Genomic DNA, 15,542 nt, shown 5'->3' with positions numbered 1-15,542 from the left:
AACATTATGTACGCCATCAGTAACAGCCGTCCGACCGGCAATGACCGGGAAGCAGTGCAGCGACTGGCTCCACAGCCACGCACGATCCTCGAGACCGGGCTGGCGGACAATTTCCTCGGAGACCTGGTCTGCAAGCATCTGCACGATGCGGGCGTACTGGACATGCCCCGACTGGTAGAGCGCCTGGCGCTGACGGGGGCGGTGGTTGAAGAGGTCCTGACCTTCCTGCGCCAGGATCATCGGGTCGAGATCCTTGGCCAGGCCGGTGGCCAGGGCTTGCGCTACGGGCTGACCGAGCGCGGCCGCAATGCTGCCCGCGATGCCTTGTCGCGCAGTGGCTATATCGGCGCGGCGCCCTTTCCGGTGAGCGCCTACCGCTCGCTGCTCAAGGTACAGACCATTCACCATGGCCGTATCAGTGCCCGGGACATGCAGGCGTCCTTCGGCTCCATGGTGCTGGCGCAGAACATGCTCGATCAGTTGGGCGTGGCCCTGAATTCCGGGCGCGCCATCATGATTTACGGGCCGGCGGGGACGGGCAAGACCTATGTCAGCAGCCGGTTGATCCGGCTGTTTTCCGAGTCCGTCTGGGTGCCCCATGCAATTGCGATCAACGACGCGGTGATCGAGATCTACGACCCCCAGGTACACCGACGCCTGGATGTCGGCGATCCGCAGAACAGCCTGATGCTCAACGAAGGGATCGACCGCCGGCTCCTGTGCTGCGAACGGCCGATCATCATCACTGGCGGCGAGCTGACCATGGAACAGCTGGATATCCGCTACGACCCCTTCACTCGCCAGTACCAGGCGCCGTTGCAGCTCAAGGCCAGCAATGGCCTGTTCGTCATCGACGACATGGGGCGCCAGCGCATGGCGCCCGCGGAATTGCTCAACCGCTGGATCGTGCCGATGGAGGAGAAACGCGACTTCCTCAACCTCGGCGGCGGCCGGCACTGCGAGTTGCCGTTCGACCTGATCCTGGTGTTTTCCACCAACCTGAACCCGTTGGAACTGGCCGACGAGGCGTTCCTGCGGCGCATTGGCTACAAGCTGCAGTTCGGCTACCTCAAGCCCGAGGAGTACGAACGTATCTGGATTCAAGAGACAGAGCGCCTGAACATCCAATACGACCCGCTGCTGTTGCGCTACGTCCTGGATGAGCTCTATGGCGCTGAAAACATGCCGCTGGTGCCTTGCCACCCACGGGATCTCTTGAGCATGGCGCTCGATCGCCAGCGTTATGTGGGCGCCAGCGGACCACTGTCAACCCTGGAACTGGAATGGGCCTGGCACAGCTACTTCGTCCAGCTCGATTTTCTTTGAGTAAGGAGATTTCGACATGAGTTCTCGTACTTTCACTCTGGTGGCCTTGTCCGTGGTCCTGGGCCTGGGCGCCGCATGGATGGCCAACACCTGGCTCAATGCAAGGCTCAATGCCACCCCCGACGACAACCAGCAGAACGTGGTGGTGGCGACCGTGGAAATCGCTTTCGGGCAAATGGTCGAGCCACAGCAGGTCGCGCTGGTCCGCATGCCCAAGGAGACCGTGCCCGAAGATGCTTTCGACGCGACCGAGAAGGTCGTGGGCAAGATCGCCACCTTCTCCATGCTGCGCGGCGACATCCTGCGTGGTGCGCGCCTGGCCGAACACCTGGGCGGCAGCACCCTGGCGTCGCTGATCGAGCCCACCAAGCGTGCGATCTCGGTCCGGGTGGACGACGTGGTCGGCGTGGGTGGGTTCCTGTTGCCGGGTAACCGGGTCGATGTGCTGGCTACCCGGCAGACCGGCAATACCGGCGACGCCGAATCCAAGACCATCCTGGAAGACCTGCGGGTGCTGGCGGTGGACCAGACGGCCAGTACCGACAAGACCCAACCGGTGGTCGTGCGCGCCGTGACCCTGGAAATGACCCCCCAGCAGGCCGAGGAACTGGTCAAGGGGATGGCGGCCGGCAAGCTGCAACTGGCCCTGCGCAACCCGCTGGACAACCAGAAGCAACCGGCGATGGTCGAGCCGGTCGCGATGATCCAGGAAGTGCCTGCCCCTCCCGTGGTGCGGCCGATTGTCCGGCGTCGTGCCAGCGGCGATAGCGGGATCACGGTGATCCGCGGGATCGAGGTCAACGTTGTGAAGTCCCAGCTGTAAATGATCGGGTACGACATAGACGAACAATGAGGGCTTGATGATGAGTGCGCGTATCCAACAGCCATTGAGTGCATTTCCTCGGCAGCAGCGCGGCGCAATGCTTGTACTGGTAGTGATTGCCCTGGCCGCGATGCTGCTAATGGGGGCCCTGGCGCTGGATGGCGGCCATATGCTGGTGAACAAGTCCCGCCTGCAGAATGCGGTGGATGCGGCGGCGCTGAGCGGTGCCAAGACGCTCAGCACGGTCATGGGCACGACAGGGGCCGCGAGCCTGACGCAGACCGCTGCGCTCAATACCCTGACCCTGAATGCCAGTGCCAGCGGCAATCAGGAACTGGCCGCCGCCATCGGCAACAATGTCGGCGGTTTTGCCACGGTGGAATTGGCGTCCACTGTCTATGGACCTTTCTCTTTCCCCGGGCCGGCCAATGCGAGCTATGTGCGGGTGACGGTCACCAACTATTCCCTGGCCGGATTCTTCTGGGGCGTCTTTCAGACCCTGGGCAATGGCGTCGGTAACAAGTTCGTGAGCGCGGTCGCTACCGCCGGGCCAAGCCCCGCCAGCCCTTGCGACCTCACGCCGCTGATGGTGTGCGGCGATCCAACGAAAAACAACCCGTCCACCGGGATGTTCTGGGGGTTCCAGTTCGGCGATCCGCAGGTGTTGAAAACCGCCGCAGGCAACAGCTCGCCGATTGGCCCCGGCAACTTCCAGCTGCTCGATTTCGGCTCGGGCGGCAGCACGGTCAGGCAGGGGCTGGCAGGCGGTATCAGCCAGTGCAACAGCGTCGGTTCGAATGTCCAGACCAAGCCGGGGAACACCGTCGGGCCTGCCTCGCAGGGCCTCAATACGCGCTTCAACGAGTATTCCGGCGGTCTCAAGGCGGCGGACTATCCACCGGACCTGGTGATCACGGTCAACCAGAAGTCGTTCACTTACGACGATGCGCTCAAGCAGATCCAGTACAACAATCAGGCGGTTACCTCGAGCAGCGGCAATTTGTCCGCGGCCGGCAGCGCCTTGTACGACTACCACGACTGGGTCCAGGACTCCGCCAGCTGCGTTGCCGGTAGCGGCGGTGGCTGCCAGAACGGCGGGGCGTTCGAACGGCGGATCATCAAGATCGTGATCGGTGACTGTTCGGGCAAGAACGACGGGGCGTCGTCGATACCGGTGCTGGGTTTCGGTTGCTACTTCGTCCTGCAGCCTGCATCGCAACAGGGCAATGAGTCGCAGATATTCGGTCAGTTCCAGAGTGTGTGCGAAGGCGACAACGTGCCTGGTCCCAACCCGGCCAATACCACCGGGCCGCAGATCATCCAGCTGTACAAGACCTATATCGACAACAGCCAGACGCCAAGTACCGACTCTTAGGAGGCTTTATGGGACGCACAGGATTCAGGTCGCCGCGCAACCAGGGTGGGTTGGCGATGGTGGAGCTGGTGTTGACGCTGCCGCTGCTGCTGTTGCTGATGCTGACCTTCGCCGAGTTCGGCCGCATGTTGTTCCAGTACAACAGCCTGATGCAGGCCAGTCGCGACGCCGGGCGTTATGTCGCTGACAAGGCGTGGAACGCCACCCTCGGCAAGCTCGACCTGAGCGGCACGCTGCAGGCCCAGGCCAAGAACGTCGCTGTCTATGGCGTGCCCGCCAACCCCAATGGTTACCCGGCGGTGGTGTCGGGGCTGACGCCGGCGAATGTCACGGTCACCGCGGTGGGGGCCGAGCATGTCCAGGTCAGCATTACCTACACCTATGTGCCGGTGATCGGCAGTGCCTTGCCCGTCTTGTATGGCAGCAACGTGCCGCTGGGCCTGGCCTTGACTTCCACTGTCGTCATGAGGGCCTTGTGATGAACGTCAAAGGTATGCGGGGGCTGTACACCGTCGAGTTCGCGATCACCAGCCTGGTGCTGTTCACCGTGTTGTTCGGTGTACTGGAAATGGGCCGGCTGTACTTCACGGTCAATGCCCTGAATGAAACCGTGCGTCGCGGCGCCCGCCTGGCGGCGGTGTGCGATATCGCCGATCCGGTGATTCTGCGTCGGGCGATGTTCAACGCTTCCACCGACAGCGGTCCGAGCAGCCTGCTCAATAACCTGACGTCCGCCAACCTGAACCTGGTTTATCTGGACGCCAATGGCGCGGTAGTCGCCAACCCCAACGATCTGAGCGGCAGCAACGGCTTTGTCGCCATTCGGTATGTCCAGCTACAGGTATCCAATTTCAGTTTCAATCTGCTGATTCCTGGGTTCAACGGGGTGTTTGTTCTACCGGTATTCAGGTCGACCGTGCCACGTGAAAGCCTCGGTCGGCAGCCCCAGGCAGCAGTCACACCGGAGATCACACCATGTTGAGTACCCGAGAAGCGCCCGTCGTCGCTGCTGCTACTGAAAAGCAAGGCAAACGCCTGCTGATCAGTGGGCGCGACGCGACGACCTTGAATCATCTGAAAGCGTTGAGCCAGGGGCTGCCGAATCTGCAGGTCAGCACTCGCCTGGTGAGCAACGGGCATACCGATCCGCTGTATGGGCTGGAGCAGATGCCCGACTTCCTGCTGTTGCGCGTCAGCCATCTGTGGCGTGAAGAACTGGCGGCCTTGTTGCAGCATCCGCTCAAGGAACGGCCACCGCTCCTGGTCTGCGGTCCGCTGGATGAGCGCGAGGGCATGCGCCTGGCGATGCAGGCCGGCGCCCGGGACTTTCTCCCCGAGCCAGTCGCGGCAGAAGAGTTGCAGGCGGCCATCGGCCGTATGCTCATGGAGGCCAATGCGGAGCTGGGGATCGGTGGCAAGGTGATTGCGGTGATGAATGCCAAGGGCGGTTCGGGAGCCTCGATGCTCGCTTGCAACCTGGCGCATCAGCTTGCCACCCGCGGTGGCAGGACCCTGCTGCTGGACCTGGACCTGCAGTTCGGCAGCGTGGCGCATTGCCTGGATGTGGTGCCTACCCACAGCCATGTGGATGTGCTGAAGCAGGTCGAATCCCTGGACAGCATCGCCTTGCGTGGCTATTGCAACCACTTCAGCCCGACCTTGCATGTACTGGGCGGGCGTACCGGGGAGCTGTGCCTGACGCAGGATGTGCACCTGGATCAGCTGGAAAAACTGTTGCGTCTGGCCCGTGGGACCTACGACTGGGTGGTGGTGGATCTGCCACGGCAGATCGATCACCTCACCGGCGTCACGCTCGAACAGGCCGATCGCATCTACGTCGTGTTGCAGCAGAGCCTGAGCCATCTGAAGGACGGCACCCGCCTGACCCGCATCCTGCGCGACGACCTGAACGTGCAGAGCAACCGGATACAGGTGGTGGTCAACCGCTACAACAAGACCTCGCCGGTGAGCCTCAAGGATATTGCCGATGCCCTGCGCTGCCCGAACCCGCAAACCCTGCCCAATGACTATGCGGTGGTCAGCGAGAGTCAGAACACCGGTGTGCCGCTTGAGCTGCACGCTCCACGTTCGGTTGTGACCCTGGCGCTGCGCGAGCTGACCCAGAACCTGATCGGAATCGAGGTCGCCGAGAAGAGTTTGTTCAAACGTACCTTCAATCGTCTGTTCGGAGGCTAGGCCATGCTCAGCGACTTTCGTAATCGCCTGCGTCAGCAACCCGGCAAACAGGCACCGGCAGAGGCGCAGGACGCGTCCCTCGACAGTAAAGAGTGCGCCAGCGTGCTCATGGCCTGGGAGGCCAGTGTGCCGGACCTGCTCTATGAAACCAGGACCAAGCTCGGCTCGATGGAGGCCGAGTGGCGGGAAAAGATCTACCAGCAGTTGCTCAAGGTCATGGACCTGTCGCTCCTCGACTCCCTGGAGCCGGCCGAGGCCGGGCGGCAGATCCGCGACATCTGCCAGCGCTTGCTCGATGAGCATTCGGCGCCGGTCAATGCCAGCAGCCGCCAGTTGATCCTCAAGCAGATCGCCGACGAGGTGCTCGGCCTCGGGCCTCTGGAGCCGCTGCTGAATGACGCGAGTGTGTCCGACATCCTGGTCAACGGTCATGCCTCGGTGTATGTCGAGCGCTTCGGCAAGCTGCAACGAACGGATGTGCGTTTTCGCGACGACCAGCACCTGCTGAATATCATCGATCGCATCGTTTCCAGCCTGGGGCGGCGCATCGATGAGTCCTCGCCGCTGGTGGACGCTCGCCTGAAGGACGGCTCGCGGGTCAACGCCATCATTCCACCGCTGGCCATCGACGGACCGAGCATGTCGATCCGCCGCTTCGCCGTGGATTTGCTCAACACCGAGAGCCTGGTGCAGATGGGCACCCTGACCCCGGGCATCGCCCTGATGCTCAAGGCCATCGTCCGCGGCCGGTTGAATGTCCTGATCTCCGGAGGGACCGGCAGTGGCAAGACCACCATGCTCAACGTGTTGTCCAGTTTCATTCCGCACAACGAGCGGATCGTGACCATCGAGGACTCGGCCGAGCTGCAACTGCAGCAGCCCCATGTGGTGCGCCTGGAAACCCGGCCGTCGAACATCGAGGGCCGTGGCGAGGTGGGCCAGCGGGAGCTGGTGCGCAACAGCCTGCGTATGCGGCCGGACCGCATCGTGATCGGTGAGGTGCGTGGCGCCGAGGCGCTGGACATGTTGACGGCGATGAATACCGGCCACGACGGCTCGCTGACCACCATCCACGCCAACACCGCCCGCGATGCCCTGGGACGGATCGAGAACATGGTGTCGATGACGGGGGCGACCTTTCCGATCAAGGCCCTGCGTCAGCAGATCGCTTCGGCCATCGGCGTGGTCATCCAGCTGGAGCGGCAGGAAGACGGTACGCGGCGGCTGGTCAGCGTGCAGGAAATCAACGGCATGGAAGGGGAAATCATCACCATGACCGAGATCTTCGCTTTCGTGCGCAGTGGCCTGGGCGAGAAAGGCGAGGTACTGGGCGAGTTCCGCCCCACCGGCATGGTTCCGGCATTTCGCGATGTGCTGGCCAAACGGGGCATCGAGCTGCCGCTCAGCCTGTTCCGGCCAGACTGGATGGAGGGCTAGTCATGAATCAAGTCCCCAGTGAATTTATCCTGGCGTTTCTCGGCATGGTGTTCACCGCCATATTCCTGCTCAGCCAGAGCGTGGCGGTGCCGGTGTTCGGCGAGGCCGGCAAGGTGCGCAAGCGTATTCGCAGCCGCCTCGACCTGCTGGAGCGGGCCAGTAACCTGGAGAACATGCAGTCGGTACTGCGCCAGAAATACCTGCGTCGCCTGTCCCCGCTGGAGGCGCGCCTGGAGCAGTTGCCGGCGATGGAGGCCCTGGCGCAGATGATCGAGCAGGCCGGACACGAATACCGCGCCTATCGGGTGCTGATGCTCAGCCTGGTCCTGATGCTGGCGGCGGGTATGCTGCTGTGGCTGTTCACGCAACTGTGGTGGGTGGCGCTCCCGGCGGCGGCCGTGGCCTTCTGGCTGCCGGTGCTGAAGATCTCCCGGGACCGCAACAAACGCTTTGCCCTGTTCGAGGAGCAGCTGCCGGATGCACTGGATGCCATGTGCCGGGCGCTGCGTGCCGGACATCCGTTCAATGAAACCCTGCAATTGGTGGCCGACGAGCACAAGGGGCCGGTTGCCCACGAGTTCGGCCTGACCTTTGCCGACATCAACTACGGCAACGATGTGCGTCGGGCCATGCTTGGCCTGTTGGAGCGCATGCCGAGCATGACCGTGATGATGCTGGTGACCACTGTGCTGATCCATCGCGAGACGGGTGGCAACCTGACGGAGGTGCTGGATCGTTTGAGCAGCTTGATTCGCGGCCGCTTCCGCTTTCAGCGCAAGGTCAAGACGCTCTCGGCCGAAGGGCGCATGTCGGGCTGGATCCTGGTGGCGATGCCTTTTGTACTGGCGGCGGGGATTGTGATTTCGAGCCCGACCTATCTGCCTCTGCTCATCAATGAGCCGCTGGGACAGAAGATGGTGCTTGGCGCGTTTGTGGCGATGCTGCTGGGAATCCTCTGGATACGCAAGATCATCCGGATTCAGGTGTGAACACAATCACTCGTAGGGGGTGAGGTCATGGAGTATCTACTGAGCCTGATCAATCGTCTGGTCGGTAATGAACAACTGGCGCGCATGGTCTTTGCCGCAGCCATCGGCCTGAGCGTGCTGCTGGCCGTGGCCACCCTGGTGTTGCTGGTGCAGGGGCTACAGGACCCGGTGCACCGTCGTCTGCTGCTGATCAAGCGCGGCCATGGTGGCGATGGTCACCGGCAGGGGGCGCCGAGCAACCTGCAATTGATGCTGGAGCAGGTCGGCCAGCGTTTTGTCTCCGGTGAGCAGGAGCAGACCTCGGCGACCCGGACCTTGCTGACCCATGCGGGCTTTCGTTCCCCGGCCGCTGTCCAGATGTACTGGGCGGTGCGCCTGTTGACGCCATTGGTATTGGTGGCGCTGGCGGTCATGGCGCTGCCGCTGATACCGAAGGTATCGCTGCTGCTGGGGATGGGGCTGGTGATCCTGGCGCTGGGGGTGGGCTGGCTGGTACCGGCCATCTATGTCGACAGCCGCAGGAACGCGCGGATGACCCGTTTGCTCGTCGCCTTTCCGGATGCGCTGGACTTGATGGTGGTCTGCGTGGAATCAGGCCTTGCCTTGCCCCAGGCGATCGAGCGGGTGTCGGAAGAGATAGCGGTCAGCCAGCCTGAGCTGGCCATGGAGCTGGCACTGGTCAACTCCGAGATCCGCGCCGGGATTCCCAGTACCGAAGCGCTCAAGCATCTGGCCGAGCGTACCGGGCTGGAGGACATTCGCGGGTTGGTGAGCCTGTTGGCGCAGAGTATTCGCTTCGGGACCAGCGTGGGGACGACCCTGCGTATCTATGCCGAGGAGTTTCGTGACCGGCGCACTCAGCAGGCCGAAGAGAAAGCCGCGAAAATCGGCACCAAACTGGTGTTTCCGCTGATCTTCTGCCTGTGGCCAAGCTTCTTTCTGGTCGCCATAGGACCGGCGATCATCGGCGTCTTCAAAGTATTCGGGAAGTTATGAAAGAGGGGAGGGGCAAGGGCCATCGGCATGGATGGCATTGCCCCCTCTGAACTGAACGCCATCGCGATTCATTGTCACTTTGAACCACCCGAACTACCCGAACCTACGTACTCCTTGTAGTACTCGGGGATCGGGTGTTTGTAGTTGTCCAGCCAGCGCTGCAGGGTCAGTTCCCGTTCGCTGGGCGAGGCGTTCTGAGGAATGGGCGACTTGACCTGGTTACGACTCTGCAGCAGCAGCCAGGTTTCGGTCGGCTGTTGTGACAGGGAGGCCGGGCCGGGTTCGATAGCCTGGGTCACCAGCGGAAGAAGCAAGAGTCCCAGGCAGCTGAGCGTTTGGTATTTCATCACTACCTCTGCGTTATTGGTTGATTGACACTTGATGGCGACGAATCCGTAGCACTGACTGCCTGACCGTTAGCTGACTTCTTCACCGCGTTCCTGAGTTTTTCGGCCCGCTCCTTGGCGTTGGTGACTTGTTCGGGCTTCAGGCCGGCACGATTGACCAAGTCCGAGGCCTGTTTCCAGTTGCCTTGATAAATCAGCAAGGTCACCAGGTTGAGGGTTGCCAACTGATCGTCCTGTTTCAGCTCCATGGCCGTGAGGAACTCAAAGCGGGCTTGCCTGGTATCCCCCTGGTTGAGGTAGACCACCCCCAGATCGTTGCGGATCTTCTCGTCGGTGGGGGACAGGCGCGCCGCGCGTTTCAGATGTTCCAGGGCCAGAGCGTTATCGTGGCGTGACGCTGCCAGTTGACCCAGGCCATGCTCGCCTTCGGCGGCCAGGCAGGTGCTGAGCAGGCTGCGGTACAGCGGTTCGGCATCGCTCTGGCCGAGCTGGCGATAGACCTTGGCCTTGCGCATGCGGACCTGCGGCAGGTCTTCCGGCAGGCGTTGCAGATTGGCCAGGCCGGCGTGCAGCTTGCCTTCGCCGATCATGTCGTCGGCCAGGCTCAGCGACAGTTCCTGATCCGAATCCAGTTTGCTGCATGCCTGCTTCGACCAGGCACTGCTGCCGTTCGTGGCGCAGCCGCTGAGCATGAGCAGCCCCAACGCAGCAATGACTACTTTCATTTTTCGCTCCTGGAACAATCCGATTGTCGAGGAATGGCCAACACCGGACTTGCCGAGTCCGGTGTCATCGAGCCTGAGCGTGGCCAGCGACGAGCCAGAACCCTGGTTCATTGCGAAAGCCCGCTGGCGGCCTGGTCATAATTGCCGTTTTCCAGGAAGTACAGACGGAACCAGTTCGGGTCGTAGTTGCGCAGTGGCTCGCCAGGCAGTACCGGCAGCTTGGCGTTGACCGCCAGCGGTTGCACCAGATGCGGGGTGACGATCATCAGCAGTTCCTTCTCTTCGCGCCTGATCGAAGAATCACGGAAGAATGCGCCCAGGATCGGAATCTCTCCCAGGCCGGGGAACTTGCTCACGGCCGTGGTATTGGTGGTGCTGATCAGGCCGCTGATCACGAAGCTCTCACCGTCGGCCAGGGAGATGCTGGTGTCGGTGCGACGCACAACCAGGGCTGGCACCGAGATGCCGTTGACGGTAATCCCGTTGTTGAAGTCCAGTTCGCTGACTTCCGGGGCGACCTTCAAGGCGATGCGGTCATTTCCGACGATTGTGGGGGTCAGGGTCAGGCGAATACCGAATTCCTTGTACTGGATGGTAATACTGTCGCTGCCGCTGCTGGGGACCGGGATCGGCACTTCACCACCGGCCAGGAAGCTTGCGCTCTGTCCGCTCAGCGCCACCAGGCTCGGACGCGCCAGGGTGTAGGCAAACCCACTGCCTTCCAGGGCGTTGATCAGCCCAAGGACGTTACCGCCACCAAAGCCGATATTAAACTGGCCGTTGTTGAGCGGTATTCTCGGTGCGAGGCCACCGATATTGCCGGGCGTCACCGTCACCAACGGGACCGTGCCGGGGGAGCTGAACAGGAAGTTACCGCTCTTGCCGAAGATCGAGGTGCCGGCCTCTTTCAGCTTGGTGCGGCTGACTTCGACAAAGCGGATATCGGTCTGCACCTGGCTGGCCAGAGACGGGTCTTCGGAGGGGGGCAGTAGCGAACTGACCATCGAATGCGGGCCTTTGCCCTGGACGAACACCATGCTCTGGCGAGGTTCCTTGTCGCAGGCTGTCCAGACCATCAGGCTGGTGGCGCCGGGCGCAATGCCCGTCAGCAGGTATGAATCCCGCCCATTGAGATACACATCGGCAATTTTCGGGTCGCCCACGGCCAACCGGGTAATGGCGACGGGGGAGTGCATTATCGTCTGCTGACCCTCTCCCACTTCCACCGTCGACGGCAGTGGCTGCAATCCAGCGCAGTTATTTGATGCCGCCATGGCCATCCCGGTGGGGAGGCCAGCGATCATCAATGTCCACGCCACTCTCCTGAGCACCTGTACATAATCACTGTTCATGCACTGCTTCCTTGTTTGGGCTGGGAAAACCGCAAGGGCCGGTCAGCAGGGATCATTTCTCCGTCATCTGAACCAGAGCCCGCCAAGTGTTGCTGCAACCAACCAGCAGTTAGCTGTTTCTGTAACTGACGTTAGCGCAGAAAGATAAAATTGCTATGAAGTGTAAAAAAACGCTTGGTCGATCGAGGGGATTCGCCGCCGGGTCGAGGCTCGCCTGCCTGTAATGCTCAAAAATGGTGCGAGTGCGCATTGCGCGTCACTGAGCCGTTTGCGCTGAGGCGCTTCTGCAGAGGCTGCAATTTGTGGGCTTTCGTGCTGGGTCGAGCCGTGTGGCACGGGCGTGACACAGGTCAGAATCATCTTTTACATCAAGGGGATATTCTGTAGCCTTGCGCAGTTTCAACGCTGCACCTACCTGATGAATACTCACTCTCCCGGCGGTACCCTCAACGGGTCCGGAGCCGGGTGTATACTCGACTTTCGCGCATAAGCGCCCGCAGGTCTTGCGATCATGACGCACATTTCCGAACGCCTTCTGGTTCAGGCCCACCTTGACGCCAAGCAGCCCAAGCCGCTGACTGCCGCAGAAGAAGCCCATTACCGTGCCGCGATTGCTGCCGAGCTCAAGGCTCAGGACGCCGTGCTGGTGGCTCACTTCTACTGTGACCCGGTGATTCAGGCCCTGGCCGAAGAGACTGGCGGCTGCGTGTCCGATTCCCTGGAAATGGCCCGTTTCGGCAACGCTCACCCGGCCAAGACCGTGGTGGTCGCCGGTGTCAGGTTCATGGGCGAGACGGCGAAGATCCTCAACCCCGAGAAACGCGTGCTGATGCCCACCCTGGAGGCCACCTGCTCCCTCGACCTGGGGTGCCCGGTGGAAGAGTTCTCGGCGTTCTGCGACCAGCATCCGGAACGCACTGTGGTGGTCTATGCCAACACCTCGGCAGCGGTCAAAGCCCGTGCCGACTGGGTGGTGACCTCCAGTTGCGCCCTGGAAATCGTCGAAAGCCTGATGGATAACGGCGAAACCATCATCTGGGGGCCGGACAAGCATCTGGGCACCTACATCCAGCGCCAGACCGGTGCCGATATGCTGCTGTGGGACGGTGCCTGCATCGTTCATGAAGAGTTCAAGTCCAAGCAGCTGGAGGACATGAAGGCGCTCTATCCCGATGCGGCCATTCTGGTCCACCCGGAATCGCCGACCTCGGTGATCGAACTGGCCGATGCGGTGGGTTCCACCAGCCAGCTGATTGCCGCCGCGCAGCGTTTGCCGAACAAGACGCTGATCGTGGCGACCGACCGCGGCATCTTCTACAAGATGCAGCAGCTGTGCCCGGACAAGGTGTTTATCGAGGCGCCAACGGCCGGTAACGGCGCGGCTTGCCGCAGCTGCGCCCATTGCCCGTGGATGGCCATGAACACCCTGGAGCGCACCTTGCAGTGCCTGCGTGAGGGTAGCAACGAGATATTCGTCGACCCGGCGCTGATTCCCCAGGCCATTCGCCCGCTCAAGCGCATGCTCGATTTCACCCAGGCCGCGCGGATGAAGCTGGCGGGCAATGCCTGATCGCCTTCGACAAACGCACAAAAAAACGCCCCGACATTCGGGGCGTTTTTTTGTGTGGCGGATTATTTTTTCTGTTTGGGGATGCGCACGATCTGGCTGGACGAGTAGATGTCGTGCCAGCTGCGCTTCTGTTTGTCCACCAGGACCCAGATGAAACCCAGCCCGGCGCATAGCCAGGAAGCGATCGAGACCATGAAGCGCAGGAGGGCCTGCCACAGGCTGATGCTGCTGCCGTCGGCGTTTTGCACGCGAATGCCCCAGACCTGCATGCCCAGGGTCTGGCCGGAATGGGTCCAGAACTTGGCGAAGAAGGCGAACAGCACGAACAGCAGGACGGTCGAGTAGAGGGGATCGCCGTCCAGGGCGCCGGATTCGGTCAGGGTGCGCATCCGGGTTTCACCGAGGATCTGCAGCTGGATGAACTTGTAGATGCCGCCCGTGACGATCAGCAGTGCGGTGCACAGCAGGAAATCGTAGAACATCGCTGCCAGACGACGGCCCAGGCCAGCGGCGGGAAAATCGCCCTGGGGGGTTAGCAGGTGCTTTGGCATCACAGGCCTCTCGATCGAAGAAAGAAGCCATTTTACGGAATTGCGCGCACAAAAAAGCCCCTGATGTCAGCATCAGGGGCTTTTTCGTTACAGACGATCAGCCTTCGGCTTGAACTTCGTCAGCCTGCATGCCTTTTTGGCCCTGCACAGCGATGAAGGTCACTTTCTGGCCTTCTTTCAGGCTCTTGAAGCCGTTGCCCTGAATAGCGCGGAAATGCACGAACAGATCCGGACCGCTTTCTGGAGTGATAAAACCAAAACCTTTCTCGTCGTTAAACCACTTGACGGTACCGCTCTGACGTTGGGACATTTCTTATTTCCTTTGACGCTAAAAAATTAATGACAGTCTCTTTCTCATGAAGGAGTACTGGGCTGGGTTGCAGGAAAGTAAGAGACGTCGAACGGGTTGTAGCAAACTTGTTGGCTACTGCCCAGGTCACGATTCCAAGCGACCCATGCAAACACAGTGGGGAAACTCTACGCCAACTATGGGAGAAAAAACAAGCCCTGCGAAACCCCGGTTTTCCTCAGCTTGCAGCTGTTTGCCGGAACTAGGCGTCTGGGCTTATTCGATAGAGTTGTTCAATTGTTTTCAACTGTTATAAGGCAAGTTCAATATCGAAAATATGCACTATTTTATGGCGGTTGCGTTACAGATTAGTGCACTTTTAACGCAACCGCGTTACTTATAGAAACAGTTGATCAACCGCGATAGTAGCGTTGTGCAACGAATGGCATTTTGCTTACAAGCATTGGCACCTTTTTCCCACGAACAATTGCCCAAACTGGCGTATCGAGTGCGACATAAGCGCTATCGATGTAACCCATGGCCAACGGACCGCCCAGGGTCGGACCAAAACCGCCGCTGCAAACACTGCCGATCACCTCGCCCGCTTCGTTGACGATTTCCGCGCCTTCACGCACCGGTGTGCGTTCCTGGGGCAGCAAGCCCACGCGCTTGCGCTGCACGCCATTGAGCTGTTGGGCGAACACCTGTTCCGCGCCCGGGAAACCGCCGGCCCGCGCGCCATCGGCACGACGTGGCTTGGAGATGGCCCACAGCAGGCTGGCTTCGATCGGGGTGGTCTGGCTGTTCATGTCATGGCCATACAGGCACAGGCCGGCTTCCAGGCGCAGCGAGTCACGGGCACCGAGGCCGATCGCCGCCACTTCCGGTTCGGCCAGCAGGGCGCGGGCCAGGGTTTCGGCGTCGGCCGCCGGCACCGAGATTTCGAAACCGTCTTCGCCGGTGTAGCCCGAACGGCTGACAAAACAGTCCACGCCCAGCAGCTTCACGCGGGTGAATTGCATGAACGTCATCTTCGCCACTTCCGGCGCCAGGCGCGCCAGCACGGTGACGGCCGCCGGGCCTTGCAGGGCGAGCAGGGCGCGCTCCTCGAACAGCGGCTCGATGCTGCACGCCTGGCCAATGTGCTGGCGCAGATGGGCCAGGTCCTGCTCCTTGCAGGCGGCGTTGACCACCAGGAACAGCTCGTCGTTGCCCAGGTTGGCGACCATCAGGTCGTCGAGGATGCCGCCGTTTTCATTGGTGAACATGGCATAGCGCTGCATGCCCACGGGCAGGTCGATGATGTCCACCGGCACCAGGGTTTCCAGGGCCTGGGCGGCATTGGCGCCGCTCAGGCGGATCTGGCCCATGTGCGAGACGTCGAACAGGCCGGCCTGCTCGCGGGTGTGCTGGTGTTCTTTCATCACGCCCAGCGGGTATTGCACGGGCATGTCGTAACCGGCGAACGGCACCATGCGCGCGCCGAGTTCGAGGTGCAGCGAATGCAGCGGGGTCTTCAACAGTGTTTCGGTGGACATGTTCAGCTCCTGGATAAACGTGAGATGC

Annotated in this window: 16 protein-coding genes; 10 read left to right on the top strand and 6 right to left on the bottom strand. The window is 61.4% G+C overall.

What is annotated here, in order from left to right:
• Positions 1–6: 6 nt before the first annotated feature.
• From J4D28_RS11375 to J4D28_RS11335, 9 genes are read left to right on the top strand one after another with little or no spacing between them, the layout of a single operon-like run.
• Positions 7–1,326, top strand: a complete 1,320-nt coding sequence (locus J4D28_RS11375) for an ATPase AAA (protein WP_009050443.1) — start codon at positions 7–9, stop codon at positions 1,324–1,326.
• A gap of 16 nt (positions 1,327–1,342) precedes the next feature.
• On the top strand, positions 1,343–2,149 hold the full coding sequence (gene cpaB / locus J4D28_RS11370; protein ID WP_009050442.1) for a Flp pilus assembly protein CpaB: 807 nt from the start codon (positions 1,343–1,345) through the stop codon (positions 2,147–2,149).
• A 37-nt stretch (positions 2,150–2,186) separates the two neighbouring features.
• Positions 2,187–3,524: a TadE/TadG family type IV pilus assembly protein gene (locus tag J4D28_RS11365; RefSeq protein WP_103331522.1), complete on the top strand. Its 1,338-nt coding sequence runs from the start codon at positions 2,187–2,189 to the stop codon at positions 3,522–3,524.
• An 8-nt stretch (positions 3,525–3,532) separates the two neighbouring features.
• Entirely contained in the window at positions 3,533–4,003 is a 471-nt protein-coding gene (locus J4D28_RS11360; RefSeq protein ID WP_009050440.1) for a TadE/TadG family type IV pilus assembly protein, read from the top strand.
• Positions 4,003–4,506 (top strand): TadE/TadG family type IV pilus assembly protein, encoded by a 504-nt coding sequence (locus J4D28_RS11355; protein ID WP_009050439.1) that lies wholly within the window; start codon positions 4,003–4,005, stop codon positions 4,504–4,506. The genes J4D28_RS11360 and J4D28_RS11355 overlap by 1 nt, the downstream gene beginning before the upstream one ends.
• On the top strand, positions 4,500–5,720 hold the full coding sequence (locus J4D28_RS11350; RefSeq protein WP_009050438.1) for an AAA family ATPase: 1,221 nt from the start codon (positions 4,500–4,502) through the stop codon (positions 5,718–5,720). The genes J4D28_RS11355 and J4D28_RS11350 overlap by 7 nt, the downstream gene beginning before the upstream one ends.
• A gap of 3 nt (positions 5,721–5,723) precedes the next feature.
• Positions 5,724–7,157 (top strand): CpaF family protein, encoded by a 1,434-nt coding sequence (locus J4D28_RS11345; RefSeq protein WP_009050437.1) that lies wholly within the window; start codon positions 5,724–5,726, stop codon positions 7,155–7,157.
• Between the two features lie 2 nt (positions 7,158–7,159).
• Entirely contained in the window at positions 7,160–8,146 is a 987-nt protein-coding gene (locus J4D28_RS11340; RefSeq protein WP_009050436.1) for a type II secretion system F family protein, read from the top strand.
• Between the two features lie 27 nt (positions 8,147–8,173).
• A complete protein-coding gene (locus tag J4D28_RS11335; RefSeq protein ID WP_103331521.1) occupies positions 8,174–9,142 on the top strand; it encodes a type II secretion system F family protein in 969 nt (322 codons plus the stop codon).
• Between the two features lie 74 nt (positions 9,143–9,216).
• On the opposite strand, the gene J4D28_RS11330 is transcribed toward J4D28_RS11335, so the two are convergent.
• The 3 genes from J4D28_RS11330 to J4D28_RS11320 form a co-directional block, all read right to left on the bottom strand.
• Positions 9,217–9,489, bottom strand: a complete 273-nt coding sequence (locus J4D28_RS11330; protein WP_009050434.1) for a DUF3613 domain-containing protein — start codon at positions 9,487–9,489, stop codon at positions 9,217–9,219.
• A 2-nt stretch (positions 9,490–9,491) separates the two neighbouring features.
• On the bottom strand, positions 9,492–10,214 hold the full coding sequence (locus J4D28_RS11325) for a lipopolysaccharide assembly protein LapB (RefSeq protein WP_009050433.1): 723 nt from the start codon (positions 10,212–10,214) through the stop codon (positions 9,492–9,494).
• A 107-nt stretch (positions 10,215–10,321) separates the two neighbouring features.
• The gene (locus J4D28_RS11320) at positions 10,322–11,566 is read right to left on the bottom strand and encodes a type II and III secretion system protein family protein (protein ID WP_009050432.1); all 1,245 of its coding nucleotides are present in this window, start codon (positions 11,564–11,566) and stop codon (positions 10,322–10,324) included.
• A 511-nt stretch (positions 11,567–12,077) separates the two neighbouring features.
• Here J4D28_RS11320 and nadA point away from each other — a divergent pair.
• Positions 12,078–13,136: a quinolinate synthase NadA gene (nadA, locus tag J4D28_RS11315; protein ID WP_009050431.1), complete on the top strand. Its 1,059-nt coding sequence runs from the start codon at positions 12,078–12,080 to the stop codon at positions 13,134–13,136.
• A 62-nt stretch (positions 13,137–13,198) separates the two neighbouring features.
• Here nadA and J4D28_RS11310 read toward each other — a convergent pair whose 3' ends face one another.
• From J4D28_RS11310 to gcvT, 3 genes are all read right to left on the bottom strand, one after another.
• A complete protein-coding gene (locus tag J4D28_RS11310; RefSeq protein WP_009050430.1) occupies positions 13,199–13,687 on the bottom strand; it encodes an RDD family protein in 489 nt (162 codons plus the stop codon).
• A gap of 97 nt (positions 13,688–13,784) precedes the next feature.
• A complete protein-coding gene (locus tag J4D28_RS11305; RefSeq protein ID WP_007931076.1) occupies positions 13,785–13,997 on the bottom strand; it encodes a cold-shock protein in 213 nt (70 codons plus the stop codon).
• A gap of 392 nt (positions 13,998–14,389) precedes the next feature.
• On the bottom strand, positions 14,390–15,514 hold the full coding sequence (gene gcvT / locus J4D28_RS11300; RefSeq protein WP_009050429.1) for a glycine cleavage system aminomethyltransferase GcvT: 1,125 nt from the start codon (positions 15,512–15,514) through the stop codon (positions 14,390–14,392).
• Positions 15,515–15,542 lie beyond the last annotated feature (28 nt).

Source organism: Pseudomonas sp. GW531-T4, assembly GCF_017349615.1.
Taxonomy (GTDB): Bacteria; Pseudomonadota; Gammaproteobacteria; order Pseudomonadales; family Pseudomonadaceae; genus Aquipseudomonas; species Aquipseudomonas chlororaphis_I.
This window is presented reverse-complemented; position numbering and strand designations above follow the sequence as displayed.